Below are 14,140 nucleotides of genomic sequence, written 5' to 3' on the forward strand. Positions count from 1 at the left end.
TCGTGCGAAAGGTTAATCGACTTTCCATGAATCGTGAACAAATCGCCGAATCTGGACGACCTGCGCGTGTTCAGCCTGGTTGTCCGCCTGACCAGCTTCAGCGCGGCCGCCGAGCAGCTCGCGGTGTCGCCCGCCTATGTCAGCAAGCGCATCGCGTTGCTCGAGGCGCAGCTCGGCACGCGCCTGCTGCATCGCTCGACGCGCCGCGTGACGGTGACGGAAGCCGGCGAACGCGTGTACGCGCGCGCCGAGAAGATCCTCGACGACGTCGATCATCTCGTCGAGGACGTGTCGACCACGCGCACGGTGCCGCGCGGCACGCTGCGCATTTCGAGCAGCTTCGGCTTTGGCCGGCACGTCGTCGCGCCGGCGCTGCTCGACTTCACCGCGCGCTTTCCGCAACTGAACGTGCGGCTTGATCTGTTCGACCGGCTCGTCGATGTCGCGGGCGAAGGCTACGACCTCGACGTGCGTATCGGCGACGAGATCGCCGATCACCTGATCGCGCGCCGCCTCGCCGCGAACTACCGCGTGCTGTGTGCAGCGCCCGACTATCTCGCACGGCGCGGCACGCCGCGCTCGCTCGCGGATCTCGCGTCGCACGACTGTCTGGCCATCAAGGAGCGCGATCACCCGTTCGGCGTGTGGCGGCTGAACGTGCGCGGCGAAACGGCAACGGTGAAGGTCGGCGGCGCGCTGTCGACGAACCATGGCGAAGTGGCCGTGCAGTGGGCACTGGCCGGGCGCGGCATCGTGTTGCGTTCGATCTGGGAAGCCGCGCCGCTGATCGAACGCGGCGCACTGTGTCGCGTGCTGCCGGACGCAATCCAGCCCGCGAACATCTGGGCCGTGTATCCGGAGCGCGTGGCGGCGTCGGCGAAGGTGCGCGTGTGCGTGGATTTTCTGGTGGAGACGCTGACCGGCTTGAATGCCGCCGCGGGTGTCGACATGGCCTGAAACCGGCTAAAGGTGAGCTTTTACGGGGGCATGTGCGGAACGTCGGCAAGCCCCGTTTCCGGCTCGCAACCGCGTCGCGAGCCGGCCGCGTCGAACGGTGACGCTCGCATCGCGGCCGCGATGTGCGGGGCCGGCCGACGATGGTGCCCGCACGCGGCTTACGCCGCTTTTGCCCCGCTTGCCGTGCCGAGCATCAGGTCGAGATTCTGCACCGCTGCGCCGGATGCCCCTTTGCCGAGATTGTCGAATACGGCGGACAGCAGCACCTGGCCGTGTTCGGCATTGACGAACACGCCGAGCCGCAGGTCATTGGAGCCGTTCAGTGCTTGCGGATCGAGATGCGTGATCGCTTGCGTCACCGCGAGCGGCGTGACGTCGACGTGACGCGCGCCGGCGTAATGGTGCGCAAGACACGCATGCAGCCGCTCACCGGTCACGCCGGCAGGAAGCAGGCGCAGCTCGATCGGCACGGTGAGCACGATGCCTTGCCGATAGGCACCGTAGGCCGGCACGAACATCGGACGATTCGTCAGACCGGCATGCAGCTGGATCTCCGGCACATGCTTGTGCGCGAGTGCGAGGCCGTAGACCTGTAGCGGTTTCGCTTGCGAAGCATCGTTCGACTCGAATGCGTCGACGGCAGCCCGTCCGCCGCCCGAGTACCCGGAGACGGCATGGATGCTCACCGGGTAGTCGCGCGGCAGCAGGCCGGCCTGTTGCAGCGGTCGCAGCAGCGCGATCGCGCCGGTCGGGTAGCAGCCCGGATTGGTGACACGCCGCGCGTGCGCAATCGTCCGCGCGTGCCCGTCGGCCATTTCGGGAAAGCCGTAGACCCAATCCGGCTGCGTGCGATGGGCGGAACTCGCGTCGATCACGCGCACCGTCGGATTCCGGATGAAGCCGACCGCTTCGCGCGCGGCCGCGTCGGGCAGGCACAGGATCGCGATGTCGGCTGCGTTGATCGCTTCGGCGCGCCGTACGGGATCCTTGCGCTCGGTGTCCGGCAGCGTGACGAGCTGCAGGTCGTCACGCCCGCGCAGGCGTTCGTGGATCAGCAATCCGGTCGTGCCTTGATCGCCGTCGATGTAGACAGTGGGCTGGCTCATGAGGGTCGCGTTCCTTCGGTTCGGTCGTCGGGAAAGCCATATCCTCCGCTGAACACCTAGAATAGGAAAAGTTGAATTTGCTGACTGCGAAATTCAGTTTTCTTGAACGAGAGGTGAAGGATGCGAGAGATCAGCCTGGACCGTCTGCGCACGCTGGTCGCCATCGCGGACCACGGGTCATTTGTCGCGGCGGCGCAATGGCTGCATCTCGCGCCGCCGACCGTCAGTCTTCACATTGCCGAACTGGAAAGCCGGATCGGCGCGCCGTTGCTGTCCCGCACGCGTGGAAACGTGCGGCCGTCGCCCATCGGCGAAGTGCTGGTGGAACGGGCGCGTCGCCTGCTGGCCGAGGTCGAATCCACGCTGGACGATGTGCAGCGGCAGGTGCAGGGGCTGTCCGGGCGCGTACGCCTTGGCGCATCGACCGGGGCGATCGCGCACCTGTTGCCGCAGGCGGTGGCCCGGTTACGCGACGCGCATCCGGACATCGATGTCCAGATCGCCGTGCTCACGTCGCACGACACGCTGGCGCGCATTGCGCAGGGCACGCTCGATGTCGGACTGGTGGCGCTGCCGCAGACGGCGGTCGCGGGGCTGTCGATCCGCGCGTGGCGGCGTGATCCGGTGATGGCGTTTTTGCCGGCGGACTGGCCGCTTCCGGCGCGCGTGACGCCCGGCTACCTGGCCGCCCGCCCGCTGATTCTCAACGATGCGACCACCCGCCTGTCGCGGCTCACGACGGAATGGTTCGCGCTCGGCGGCCACCGGCCGGAGCCGCGGATCGAACTCAACTACAACGATGCGATCAAGAGCCTGGTCGCGGCGGGTTACGGCGCGACGCTGCTGCCGCACGAGGCGGGCGCCCCGCTACCCGATGCACGCATCGTCATGCGGGCGTTGCGCCCGGCGCTGTGGCGTGAACTGGGTATCGCGCATCGTGCGGGGCCGGTCGAGCGGGCGACCCAGCACGTGCTCGATGCGCTGTGGGCGCTGAAGGCGCGCTAGCGCGCGCACGACGGGACAGCCGGCGCGACGGTTCGTGCCGCGCGCACGTGCACATCAGCCGCGCGCCGTGTCAGAGCCGGTTGTCCTTCGCGAGCGTCAGCACGCGGGCCCAGCGCTGCGCATCGCGCTTGTCCGTCATCGGCAGCTTCCATTCGCTGCGCACGGCGTCGTGCACGCGCACGACGAGATGCCAGCGGCCGCCGATCGGTGCGGCCTGGCAGCCGTCGAGCTGCGACAGCGTATAGCGGCCGTCCGCGCCGTCGTGCGACAGCCACAGCAGCCCCTGCGTCGCGGACACCCGCAGCTCGCCCCACGCGCGGTGCACGACGTGGGTCCAGCCTTCTTCCTTCGTATTCGGTGCGATGTCGCGGCGGCGCTTGATCCACCAGGCGACCAGCGCGATCAGGATCGCGGCGGCGAGCACGGCAGCCGCGATCGCGACCGGCTGGCCGAACTGCGCGGCGATGACGTGAAACAGGTGAACCGCGCCCCATCCGAGAGCGATGAGCGCGAACAGTGCGATGAAGATCGGCATGGCGAATCGGAGAAGAGGACGGACCGGCGCATGCATCGCGCCGATCCGTCGCACACGGCATTACCGTTTGCGGTGAATGTCGTGCGTCACGAAGCCCGCGTCGTTGTTGGGCAGCGCGAGGCCGTCCTTGACTGCGAGTGTCTTGCGGATGTCGTCGAGACCCGCGGTCCAGTGGTCACGCATCGTCGACAGACCGAACTGATAGTCCTTGTAGTGATGCTCGTACGCCTTCTGCTGGTAGATCAGGTGCTGGATGTTGTACTTCTTGCTGCACGACATCGCATCGGCCTCGATGCACCACGGATCCGCCTTGCGCTGCGCTTCCGGCACCTGGTCGAGCACGTGGCGCAGCACGTTGCGGTAGCGCTGTTCGCGCTGCAGCGTGTCGGTGACGAAACGCGTGCGGCTCGAATACTGCACGTCCTTCGTGCGCTCGGCGACGTCGGCCATCGTGCGCGGCAGCGGCCCGCGCGCGCTCCACAGATCGACCTGGAACGCGAGCGTGTCGCGGCGCGGCCGGGCGCGGAGCACTTCCATCAGCGGCGTATTCGACACCACACCGCCGTCCCAGTAGTACTCGCCGTCGATCTCGACCGGCGGGAATGCGGGCGGCAGCGCGCCGGACGCCATGAAGTGTTCGGGCGCGAGGCGGATGCGCGAGTTGTCGAAGTACACGAAGTTGCCGGTGCCGACATTGACCGCGCCGACCGACACGCGCGTTTCGCCCGAATTGATCCGGTCGAAATCGCACAGCTTCAGCAGCGTCGCGCGCAGTTGCGACGTGTCGTACCAGCTGATCTTCTCCGGATGATCCGACACGCCCGGCAGCGGCGGCGGGAAGCGCGGCACGAAGAAGCCCTGCTGGCCCTGCATCATCGCGCTCGCGGCCTGCGACGCGGTGAAGAACGTGCGGACCTGGTCGATGCTGTTGAACAGCGCGAACTCGAATGCGGCCGGAATCGTCGGGAAGAACGCCGGCTTGCAGATCGTTTCCCAGAACTCGCGCAGCCGCTCGACACGATGCTCGGGCGCGTTGCCCGCGATCAGCGCGGTATTGAGCGCGCCGATCGAGATGCCCGCGATCCAGTCGAGCGGGATGCCCGCCTCGTGCAGCCCTTCGAACACGCCGGCCTGATACGCGCCGAGCGCGCCGCCGCCTTGCAGCACGAGCGCGATCGTTTCGTACGGCAGCGTGCGCGCGGCGGCCGGTGCGCCGGCCTCGTGATGCAGGTCCGCCGCATCGACGGCCTGCTTTTCGGTGCGGGCGTGCGGCTTCATTGCATGAACCAGCCGTGGCTGACGATGAACGACTGGCCCGTGAGCGCGGCGCTCGGGAAGGCCGACAGGAACAGCACCGTCTGCGCGACGTCCTGAACGGTCGTGAACACGCCGTCGACCGTATTGCCGAGCATCACCTTCTTCACCACTTCGTCTTCGCTGATCCCGAGCTCCTTCGCCTGCTCCGGAATCTGCTTGTCGACCAGCGGCGTGCGCACGAAGCCCGGACACACGACGTGCGAACGAACATTGTGCTTCGCACCTTCCTTCGCCAGCACGCGGGCCAGGCCGAGCAGGCCGTGCTTGGCCGTCACGTACGCGGACTTCAGCGGCGACGCTTCGTGCGAGTGCACCGAGCCCATGTAGATCACGACACCGCCGCGATCGTCCTTGTACATGTGCTTCAGCGCGGCCTTGGTCGTCAGGAACGCGCCGTCGACGTGGATCGCCTGCATCTTCTTCCAGTCGGCGAACGAATAGTTCTCGATCGGGTTGACGATCTGAATGCCCGCGTTCGACACGAGGATGTCGACCGAGCCGAACGTTTCGGCCACCTTGTCGATCCCGCTGTTCACGGCTTCCTCGTTCGTCACGTCCATCGCGACGCCGATCGCCTTGCCGCCGGCCTTGACGATCTCGTCGGCGACCGCGTTCGCGCCGTCCTGGTTCAGGTCGGCGATCGCGACGGCCGCGCCCGCTTTCGCGAGCTCGAGTGCGATTTCCTTGCCGATGCCGCTCGCGGCGCCCGTGACGACTGCGGTCTTGCCATTCAGGTTGCTCATGTTCGAATTCCCGTGGTGAAAGGATTGACAGGGAGAAAGGACTGCGGACGTGTTACTGAGCCAGGTAATCGTAGACGACTTCGCCGAGGCCCAGTGTCAAATCTGCGACGATGTGGCGGGCTTCGACGATTTCGAGCACGGGCAGGTCGGCCACGGGCGCGAGCGCGTGCGGTGCCAGCTCGAGCGATGCGGGGCCCGTCCACGCGCCCTTCATCTTGATGTCCTGCATGTAGTAGCGCACGAGTTCGCAGACGCGCGCGGTGCCGTCGACGTGCGGGATGATCTTCAGCAGGAAATTGGGGCCGGCGAGACGCCTGGTCTGCTCGTCGATGTCGAGTTCCTTGTGCTTGTAGCCCATCGTGCCGGTGGCGACGCGCACCTTGCCGTAGTCGAGCGTGCCGAGCAGGTGGTCGGTGTTCACGTGCAGCGTGGGCGACGCGAGCTTCTTCGGGAAGCCCCACAGCTCGCGGCCGCCGGCGATCGGCGGGTGATCGTCGAGATACATCGCGAGCGTATAGCCGCCCGGCTGGCCGTTGTATTCGACGGGAATCACCTGGCCGCTTTCGGTGTAGTCGCCGAAGCCGGTCGAATCGGCCATGCGGATGAATTCGTAATGCACGAGCGGCTCGGTGACCTGCAGCGGCTCGGGGACGATTTCGCGGAGACGGTCCGGATCGGTGCGATACGTGATGATCAGGAACTCACGATCGACGAAACGGTAAGGGCCCATCGGGAAGGCGGGGCTGGTCAACGGCATCGCAAACGCTTTCGATCGGACATCGCTGGGTTTCATGCGGACTCCTTGTTGTTGATCGCTTCGTGGATGAGTGCTCGTAAGCTCGTAATCCTATGCCTGTGCGTTCCCGTTGTGCGATGCCGCATCTGGAATTAATTGTTGCCGATTTCGCAGCATTCGCAGCGTAAATATTGAGATGAATGACGTAAACGGTCTGGAGAGCACCCGGCGTCCCGATGTTGGCACGCGTCGGTGACGCCACGATGTGAAAAAGGTGAGTCTTTACGGGATGCCGGGTGAGCCTTTCCGGGAGACGGTCACGTACGAATGTGACAAATGTGTGAACTTGTGTTGCAGTGCAGGCTCTAAGCGCGTTAGCGGCGGCGGGCTTCGTCGCGCGGCCGTCTTATTAAGCATCGCTTAAGCGGGTGCGCCTTAGCATCGTTCGTAGCAGGCCGGGCAACCGGCCGATTTTTTACGCCCCACGCAACCGATTCATGCAGACCCTCAATCTCACCCTCTTTTCCGCCATCAACGCCGGGGTCTCGCCCCAGCCGGGCGTTGCCCGCCTCGCCCTCTTCGCCGCCGACTGGCTCGTCTATGCGTTGCCCGCGATGTTGCTGCTGACCTGGATCTTCGGCGCGCGCCCGACGCGGCGTCAGGCGATCGAAGCCGGCGTCGGCGTGTGCGTGGCGCTCGCGCTCGCGCAGGTCATCGGACATTTCTGGTTCTCGCCGCGCCCGTTCATGGCGGGCGTCGGCACGCAGCTGATTCCGCACGCGCCGGACAGCTCGTTTCCGAGCGATCACATGACGTTCGCGTGGAGCATGGCGGTCGGGTTGATGCTCGGCGGCACGACCCGGTTCACCGGGTTCGTGATGGTCGCGATGGCCGCGGCGATTGCATGGGGACGTATCTATGCGGGCGTGCACTGGCCGTTCGACATGGCGGGCGGCGTGCTGGTCGGCACGGCCGGCGCGCTGGCCGCGCACCTGTACGGACAACGCGTGATCGCGCTGCTCGAACGGCTCGGCGATTCGGTGCATGCCGCCGTGATGGGCCGCCGGCACGCGCCGTAAGCGGCAGAATATCGGGCAGGACGCCGTCAGCCGGGTGTCTTGGCCGATTCGGCCGATGCGGACGGGCCACCGCCCGCATCGTGCAGTTCAGGGGTATCGGCCGGGTGTTGCGCGGCGTCGCGGTCGAGTGCGCTTTCCTTCAGGATCGCGCACATCGCGACGAACAGCGCGAGTACCACCGCGGCAAGGCCGCAATAGCCGACGATCTTCAGGTTGCGAAGGAACGGCGAAGCGTGGCTTTCTTTTGTCATGACCGGGCGCTCCTGGGCGGGCTGCGGCGGCTGTCGCCCGACAGCGGCGTCGCACCCACAGATATATACCAGTCGCGATCGCGGTGCCAAGCCCGCTGGTGCGCCGACGCCACGATTGTGTCATCGGCCGGTCAATCTCAAGCGGGTACCCGTTTGCCGGGCACCCGCATCCATCAGTCTTCCAGCGTTTCGTGCACGGCCGCCGCGCCGCGCTTCCAGTAGGCCGCCGCACGGATGCGCGACTTGTCGACACCGCGCTCGCCGGTCAGGTGCTGGCGTACCGCGCGCATCGACAGCGCTTCGCCCGCCGCCCACACGTAGCCGTCGCCGGACGGCGGCAGCGGCAGGTCGCGCACGGCATTCAGCAGCACGTCGCCGTCCGCCGCGTCGGCTTCGGCGCGGAAGCGCCAGATTTCATGCACGTCGGCGCGCGTGTCGAACGCGATCTGCGCGGTGCGATCAGCGACTTCCATCACGACGGCTACACGCGCGCCGGCCGGCAGTTCCTCGAGACGCCGCGCGATCGCCGGCAGCGCCGTATCGTCGCCGATCAGCAGGTGCCAGTCGAAACCGGTCGGGACGACGAACGAACCGCGCGGGCCGCCGATGCCGAGCCATTGGCCGACACGTGCCTGGGCGGCCCACTGCGACGCGGGGCCCGGGTGGTTCAGCACGAATTCCAGATCGAGTTCGCCGGCGGCGCGGTCGAAACGGCGCGGCGTGAAGTCGCGCGCGACCGGCTTCGGTTCGCCTTCCGGAAACTCGGGGCCGTTTGCGCCGAGCGTCGGCAGCACGGGGCGTTCAGCGCCGGGCGGCGGGAAAAATACCTTCACGTGATCGTCGAACGACGCGGATTCGAAATCCGCGAGATCGGGGCCGCCGAGCGTGACGCGCAGCAGGTGCGGCGTGACGGTGTGCACGCGCAGGACCTGCAGCAAGCGGAACTTGAGGGTGTGGCGCACGCGGCTCACGGTGCGATCGGATGTGTTCTGCATCAGTCCGTTCTCCTTAGTGTTTGACGGGGCGGCGCGGATTACGCACCGGTGCCGCCTTCGATTTCAGCCGTCGCGCGGCGCATGATGGCGGCGATGCGGCGCTGTTCGTCGGCGTCGGCGGCACTCTTGTGCAGCAGTGCCCGCTTGAGCGCGAGACGCGCGTCGACGAACTCCGGCAGCCAGCCGGCTTGCGCTTCGTCCGGCGTTTCGTTGCCCGCCGATTCCCCGGCGAACGCGCGGCGCATGAACTCCATCTTGCGGGCGAGATGCGTGAGGCGCGCGAACAGCGTGTCGACGCGTTCGCGTTGCGCGTCGAGATGCGCGCGGCCGGCGTCGGTCAGCGCATAGCGTTTGCGGTTGCCTTCCGCTTGCGACGCGACGAAGCCGACTTCTTCGAGATACGTGAGCGCCGGATACACCATGCCGGGGCTCGGGCTGTAGAAACCGTTCGAACGCGTGTCGAGCGCCTTGATCAGCTCGTAGCCGTGGCTCGGTTGCTCGGCGACCAGCGCGAGCAGCAGCAGCTGGAGATCGTCGGAGCTGAACTGGCGGCCGCGCGGCATGCCGTCGTCGCCGAAATCGCCAAAGCCGCCGCGCCCGCCACGGCCGCCGAACGGGCCTCCGCCGAACGGATCGTGGCCGCGACGGTGGCGGCCGATCGCGTACCAGAGACCGGTGAACCACTCAGGGCGGCCATGCGCACCATGACCGTCGCATCGGGCATGGCCGCGGGAAGGGTTGTGTCGCATGATCGAGTCCTATATGTCGTAAAACATATCTAAAGATATATATCGAAAGATAGGTCGTCAAGGGGATTTATTGGGGCTGGATGGTGGGGCGAGGGAGGAGCGGGCAGCTTGCGGCGGAGACTGCCGTCGATGCGCTTCGTGTGATTCGTAGCGCGAGCCGGCCACGACGATCGGACGGTCGATGCGTTGCCGGCTTCTGCAGCCTGCGCCAGCCGTTGATCGTGACGCAGCGGCGTGCCGGCATGTATCCGCGCGTCGATGACATCGCGACAAGATGGCCGTGACACGCCTGAACTTCGCGGTAATTCATGTAATGCAATCTACCAAAACACCGGCAAACATTATTTAATTAGTTTGAACTGTTTAATTTATTTTCTTTTGATCAAACAAAACTTCCGCGCCAGCAAAGGTATTTAAATGCACCCCGTCATTCAATGTGGTGTTTCCGCTTGACGTAAGCCTGTCATGGGTTACGAGGCAGTTAAGATTTTCGACCCTTTATGTTTGAAGTGAGGAATTCTTCGAAATGTAAAGCATTGCAATATTAAAGCGGGATTTGGGTATTTCGATTGCGGCGCATGATTTTGTTTGGCAGGATTTTCATCAAGTCGCTCGGCTTTAAAACAACAAAACAATCGACCATTCAATCAGTCGAAATAATACACACCGGACGAGCGACGATCCGAAAGGAAGTTGACGAAGAAACTGGTAACGAGGCGGCGAACGGTCGACACCGTTCGCGATCACTGAATCAATCGCTTTCCCGGGCGTCGACGCGTCACGCGAGCGATCCGGGCGAATCCGATACGGGGCGGCCATGGCGATACTCAAGAACGATTCTTCCGGGCAAGCGTGCCTGCTCCGCGCGTATCACGTGTTCGGCCGCGATGCCGCGCGCTGCGATACGGTCATCCGCGACGCGTCGGTGTCCCGGGTCCATGCCCATATCCGCTGGGTCGGCGGGCGATGGGAGCTCCACGATCACAGCAGCAACGGCACGTCGGTATCGGGCACGCCATTGCGCGAAGGCGAGCACGCGGTGCTGCAGCGAGGCGACGTGATCCGGTTCGGCAGGGCGGGTGTCGCGCCGTGGCGCGTCGAGTCGCTCCACGATCCGGCCGATACGCTGTGGCCGGTACGGGGCGCCGTGCACCCGATCGTGCTCACGCCGCGCCAGATCCTGGCGGCCCACGCCGCGCAGCCGGTCACGATCGTCCGGTCGCCGGCCGGCGATTGGCTGTGCGACGACACGTTGCCGCCGCGCGCGCTCCATGACGGCGATGAAGTATCGACGGGCGACGTCACGTGGCGCGTGGCGCTCGTGCGCCACGGCTCGACGATGACGCTGCGCGCGCCAGCCGATCCGGCCGTGCCGGCCCGATTGCTCGAATTCTTCGTCAGCCGGGACGAAGAGCATGCGCGTGCGCTGCTGCATGTTCGCGGCGGCGTGGTCGATCTCGGCGAGCGCGCGCATCACTACAGCCTCGTCACGCTCGCCCGCGCACGTTCGGCCGACATGCAGGCCGGCTACGACGCTGCCACGCAAGGCTGGATTGAACTCGACCGGCTGGCGCGCATGCTCGGTATCGATACGTCCCATCTCAACGTGCAGATTCATCGCGCCCGGAGCCAGTTCGCGGCGCTGCCGGGGCTGGACGCGAGTCAACTGGTCGAGCGGCGGCGCGGCAGCGTCCGCTTCGGCGATTTCCCGTTCCGCGTCATGCGCGGCGAGCGCCTCGAATGCCAGTCGGTGCCGGGCGTCGAGCCGCGCATCGGCATGCATCGTCCGGCGCCGGATCCGGTCGTCCATTGCTCGTGAATGCGAAACGACAGCCCGGGTTGCCGACCGCGACACGCGCACGCGTCGTGCCTCACGCGCATGAATCGCAGCAGGCCGTCGCGCCTTTCGCGGTGCTGGCCGGCACGCGGCATTACCGGCTCGGCGCGTTGCTCGGCGAAGGCGGCAGCGGCGTGGTGTTTCGCGCGACGTGCGGCGAGACGGGGCAAGACGTCGCGATCAAGCTGATGCGGGACGATGTCGCGTGGACCGAAGCCGAGCGCGCCCGCCAGCGCATGCGCTTCCGGCGCGAGACGAGCCTGTGCGAGGCGCTGCGGCACCCGAACATCGTGGCGCTGCTGGACAAGGGGGAAGCGCCCGACGGGCGGTTGTTCGCCGTATTCGAGCGCGTGCAGGGCCAGACGCTGCATGACTGGCTTGCGATGCAGGGGCCGCTGTCTGCCGTCGACACCGGACGGCTGATGACGGAGGTGCTCGATGCGCTCGCGGCTGCTCATCGCCGCGGCATCGTCCACCGGGATCTGAAGCCGCAAAACATCGTGATCGAGATGGCCGACGACGGGCCGCACGCGAAGCTCCTCGATTTCGGGATCGGCGCGCTGTTGCCGGGCGCGACCGAGATCGCGCCTCAGGCCGCGACGCTCGCGGCCGAGGTGTTCGGCTCGCCGTCATACTGTGCGCCCGAGCAATTGCGCAACGAACCGCCGACGCCCGGAAGCGACCTGTATGCGTGGGGCCTGGTCGTGATCGAATGCCTGACGGGCGAAGTCGTGATGCAGGGCGCCAGCGTGGCCGACATTCTTTATCAGCAACTCGGTCCGGTGGATGTCGCGCTTCCGCCGTCGATCGCGTCGCATCCGCTCGGCTCGGTGCTGAGGCACGCGTTGGGCAAGCATCCGGCGCGGCGTGCCGCGTCGGCCGACGAACTCGCGGCGCGGTTTCGCGCGCTCAATTTCGCCTCGCTCGTCGGTCCGTTCGATGCCGGCCGCGCAAGCCGGCGCACGCGGCCGCACCCGTTCGCGCCGCGTAGCGACGCGATCGCAACGGCTGGCGAGCACCGGCAGGTCACCACGCTGTGCTGTTGCGTGACGATCGCCGGAGACGGCTGTCAACGCCATGCGGGAACCGATCACGGCGCCCTGCTCGACCGCTACGAGGCGCAGTGGCTGACGAAGTGCGCGGATATCGCCGTCGGCTATGGCGGGCAGGTCGACGAGCGGCTCGGCGACACGCTGCTGTTCCATTTCGGCCTGCAAGGCGATCTCGACCGGCCTGCACGCCGCGCGGCGCGTGCGGCGCTGGACATGGTGCGGGTGGCCGGGCGCGCGCGGTTGCCGGTACCGGCCGACGCCCGCGATGCCGTCGACGGCGAAGGCTGGCACGTCGAAGTGGCCGCTGCGATTCACGTCGGGCAGGTTCTCGCGCATGCGGCGCAGAGGGTGGGCGGATCGACGCCGGCCGCCGCGTCGCGGCTGTTGCGGCTGGCCGGGCCCGGGCAGATCCTGATCAGCGACGACGCGCGGCTCGCGCTCGAACGGCATGCCGACTTCCGGCCGACCGGGTTGCGGCTGGCGCGGGCGGGCCTCGTGCCGCAGCCGGTGCATGAACTGCTCGGCGAGCGTCGGGCCGATACACCGTTCGATTCGCTCGATGCCGGCATGCGGGCGCCGATGATCGGCCGCACGCGCGAACTCGATGTGCTGCTGCGCGCGTGGCAGGAGACGCTTGCACGCCATCGTCGCGCAATGCACGGTGTGCTGCCGCGCCTGGTCGTCGGCGACGCGGGAATCGGCAAGTCGCGCCTCGTATACGGGCTGTGCGAGACCGTGCGGACACAGGGCCACGCGTTCGCGCATTGCGGGTGCCTGCCGGAGCGGGCGAATCATGCGCTGTTTCCGATCCTGCGGTTCATCGGCGCGCATTGGCAGCTCGACGCCGACAGTCCGGCCGACATCACGCACGCGGCGATCGACGCAATGCTTGCGACGCTCGACTGCGATCGTGCGTCGGCCCGTGTCGCGCTTGCGACCTGGCTGGGGCTGCCCTGCGATGCGAAGGCGGCGAGGCGGCCGAGCGCGGGCGGACAGGACGCGCTGTTCGATGTCCTGGAGCAATTGATCGTGTCGCTAGGCGATGGCGCGCCGGTGTTGCTGGTCGTCGAGGATGTCCAGTGGATCGACCGCTCGACCGAGGATTTTCTGGCGTACCTGCAGCGCTCGCCGCGCGCGGCGGCGCTTTGCATCGTGCTCACGTCGCGACCCGCCAGGCTCGCGCGCTGGCGTGGCGCGACCGAGCGCCTGGTACTGCGCCGCCTGCCGCGCGACGACGCGCGGCGCCTGATGTCGGCGCACCTGGGCCAGGGCGCGCTCGATCCCGCCTGGCTCGACCCGCTCGTCCATCGTACGGCGGGCATTCCGCTGTTCATCGAGGCCGTTGCGCGCGAGCTGACGATGTGCGGCGCGGACGGCTCGCTCGCGGCGCTGCGGACGATGGACCCGTGCCAGCTTCCGCTCAGTCTCGGCGACATGCTCGGCCGCGCGTTCGACCGGATCGACGATGCGCGCGGCACCGCGCAGCTCGCCGCGACGATCGGGCTCGAGGTGGATGCGCAACTGCTGGCCGCGGCATCGCCGCATGATCGCGTCACGCTCGACGCGCACCTGCAGCTGCTGCTCGAAGAGCGGATCATGTATGCGCAACATCGGCGCGATCGCGTGTTCTATTCGTTCCGCCATGCGTTGATTCGCGACGCGGCGTACGCGTCGATGCCGCCGGCCGTGCGGTGCGCCAACCATGCGCGAGTCAGCCAGGCGCTGGCCGCGCGAGCCGATCACGGCGCGGACGCACCCGCGTTCGGCGCCGACGAACA

12 protein-coding genes and 1 pseudogene are annotated in these 14,140 nt (G+C 67.0%); 5 read left to right on the forward strand and 8 right to left on the reverse strand.

Annotated features, from left to right (window positions below):
- Positions 1 to 33: 33 nt before the first annotated feature.
- Positions 34 to 957, forward strand: coding sequence for a LysR substrate-binding domain-containing protein (locus tag G3N96_RS00190; RefSeq protein WP_124585844.1), 924 nt, complete (start codon positions 34 to 36; stop codon positions 955 to 957).
- Between the two features lie 158 nt (positions 958 to 1,115).
- Here the strand turns inward: G3N96_RS00190 and argC are convergent, their stop codons facing one another.
- Positions 1,116 to 2,063 carry an N-acetyl-gamma-glutamyl-phosphate reductase gene (argC, locus tag G3N96_RS00195; RefSeq protein ID WP_206135806.1) on the reverse strand — a complete coding sequence of 316 codons (948 nt, stop codon included), beginning with the start codon at positions 2,061 to 2,063 and terminating at the stop codon, positions 1,116 to 1,118.
- Between the two features lie 120 nt (positions 2,064 to 2,183).
- Between argC and G3N96_RS00200 the strand changes: the two genes are divergently transcribed.
- On the forward strand, positions 2,184 to 3,068 hold the full coding sequence (locus G3N96_RS00200; RefSeq protein ID WP_089443708.1) for a LysR family transcriptional regulator: 885 nt from the start codon (positions 2,184 to 2,186) through the stop codon (positions 3,066 to 3,068).
- 70 nt (positions 3,069 to 3,138) lie between these two features.
- Here the strand turns inward: G3N96_RS00200 and G3N96_RS00205 are convergent, their stop codons facing one another.
- From G3N96_RS00205 to G3N96_RS00220, 4 genes are read right to left on the reverse strand one after another with little or no spacing between them, the layout of a single operon-like run.
- Positions 3,139 to 3,603: a hypothetical protein gene (locus G3N96_RS00205; protein ID WP_124585848.1), complete on the reverse strand. Its 465-nt coding sequence runs from the start codon at positions 3,601 to 3,603 to the stop codon at positions 3,139 to 3,141.
- A gap of 60 nt (positions 3,604 to 3,663) precedes the next feature.
- Positions 3,664 to 4,881, reverse strand: coding sequence for a patatin-like phospholipase family protein (locus tag G3N96_RS00210; protein WP_185634314.1), 1,218 nt, complete (start codon positions 4,879 to 4,881; stop codon positions 3,664 to 3,666).
- Complete coding sequence (locus tag G3N96_RS00215) at positions 4,878 to 5,663, reverse strand: 3-hydroxybutyrate dehydrogenase (protein WP_206135807.1); 786 nt, start codon at positions 5,661 to 5,663, stop codon at positions 4,878 to 4,880. Before G3N96_RS00215 ends, G3N96_RS00210 begins: the two co-directional genes overlap by 4 nt.
- A gap of 52 nt (positions 5,664 to 5,715) precedes the next feature.
- Positions 5,716 to 6,456, reverse strand: a complete 741-nt coding sequence (locus G3N96_RS00220; protein ID WP_039344575.1) for an acetoacetate decarboxylase — start codon at positions 6,454 to 6,456, stop codon at positions 5,716 to 5,718.
- Positions 6,457 to 6,896: 440 nt separating this feature from the next.
- On the opposite strand from G3N96_RS00220, the gene G3N96_RS00225 reads away from it, so the two are divergent.
- Positions 6,897 to 7,478 carry an undecaprenyl-diphosphatase gene (locus G3N96_RS00225; protein WP_124586122.1) on the forward strand — a complete coding sequence of 194 codons (582 nt, stop codon included), beginning with the start codon at positions 6,897 to 6,899 and terminating at the stop codon, positions 7,476 to 7,478.
- A gap of 26 nt (positions 7,479 to 7,504) precedes the next feature.
- On the opposite strand, the gene G3N96_RS00230 is transcribed toward G3N96_RS00225, so the two are convergent.
- The 3 genes from G3N96_RS00230 to G3N96_RS00240 form a co-directional block, all read right to left on the reverse strand.
- Positions 7,505 to 7,729 (reverse strand): hypothetical protein, encoded by a 225-nt coding sequence (locus tag G3N96_RS00230; RefSeq protein WP_176048803.1) that lies wholly within the window; start codon positions 7,727 to 7,729, stop codon positions 7,505 to 7,507.
- Between the two features lie 173 nt (positions 7,730 to 7,902).
- Positions 7,903 to 8,724 (reverse strand): siderophore-interacting protein, encoded by an 822-nt coding sequence (locus G3N96_RS00235; RefSeq protein WP_206135808.1) that lies wholly within the window; start codon positions 8,722 to 8,724, stop codon positions 7,903 to 7,905.
- A gap of 38 nt (positions 8,725 to 8,762) precedes the next feature.
- Positions 8,763 to 9,473: a PadR family transcriptional regulator gene (locus G3N96_RS00240; RefSeq protein ID WP_124580267.1), complete on the reverse strand. Its 711-nt coding sequence runs from the start codon at positions 9,471 to 9,473 to the stop codon at positions 8,763 to 8,765.
- Positions 9,474 to 10,290: 817 nt separating this feature from the next.
- On the opposite strand from G3N96_RS00240, the gene G3N96_RS00245 reads away from it, so the two are divergent.
- Both G3N96_RS00245 and G3N96_RS00250 read left to right on the forward strand, forming a co-directional pair.
- Positions 10,291 to 11,292: an FHA domain-containing protein gene (locus G3N96_RS00245; RefSeq protein ID WP_206135809.1), complete on the forward strand. Its 1,002-nt coding sequence runs from the start codon at positions 10,291 to 10,293 to the stop codon at positions 11,290 to 11,292.
- 20 nt (positions 11,293 to 11,312) lie between these two features.
- Positions 11,313 to 14,129 (forward strand): annotated as a pseudogene (locus tag G3N96_RS00250) (TOMM system kinase/cyclase fusion protein); the annotation flags it as partial.
- Positions 14,130 to 14,140: the final 11 nt, after the last annotated feature.

It is taken from the genome of Burkholderia sp. Se-20373 (genome assembly GCF_017104705.1).
In the GTDB taxonomy this organism is placed as follows: domain Bacteria; phylum Pseudomonadota; class Gammaproteobacteria; order Burkholderiales; family Burkholderiaceae; genus Burkholderia.

What these genes read in the sequence shown, in the direction of transcription:
- G3N96_RS00245 (WP_206135809.1), top strand. Translation starts at nt 10,291, where the DNA reads ATGGCGATACTCAAGAACGATTCTTCCGGGCAAGCGTGCCTGCTCCGC.
- G3N96_RS00215 (WP_206135807.1), bottom strand. Translation starts at nt 5,663, where the DNA reads ATGAGCAACCTGAATGGCAAGACCGCAGTCGTCACGGGCGCCGCGAGC.
- G3N96_RS00220 (WP_039344575.1), bottom strand. Translation starts at nt 6,456, where the DNA reads ATGAAACCCAGCGATGTCCGATCGAAAGCGTTTGCGATGCCGTTGACC.
- G3N96_RS00200 (WP_089443708.1), top strand. Translation starts at nt 2,184, where the DNA reads ATGCGAGAGATCAGCCTGGACCGTCTGCGCACGCTGGTCGCCATCGCG.
- G3N96_RS00235 (WP_206135808.1), bottom strand. Translation starts at nt 8,724, where the DNA reads ATGCAGAACACATCCGATCGCACCGTGAGCCGCGTGCGCCACACCCTC.
- argC (WP_206135806.1), bottom strand. Translation starts at nt 2,063, where the DNA reads ATGAGCCAGCCCACTGTCTACATCGACGGCGATCAAGGCACGACCGGA.
- G3N96_RS00205 (WP_124585848.1), bottom strand. Translation starts at nt 3,603, where the DNA reads ATGCCGATCTTCATCGCACTGTTCGCGCTCATCGCTCTCGGATGGGGC.
- G3N96_RS00210 (WP_185634314.1), bottom strand. Translation starts at nt 4,881, where the DNA reads ATGAAGCCGCACGCCCGCACCGAAAAGCAGGCCGTCGATGCGGCGGAC.
- G3N96_RS00230 (WP_176048803.1), bottom strand. Translation starts at nt 7,729, where the DNA reads ATGACAAAAGAAAGCCACGCTTCGCCGTTCCTTCGCAACCTGAAGATC.
- G3N96_RS00240 (WP_124580267.1), bottom strand. Translation starts at nt 9,473, where the DNA reads ATGCGACACAACCCTTCCCGCGGCCATGCCCGATGCGACGGTCATGGT.
- G3N96_RS00225 (WP_124586122.1), top strand. Translation starts at nt 6,897, where the DNA reads ATGCAGACCCTCAATCTCACCCTCTTTTCCGCCATCAACGCCGGGGTC.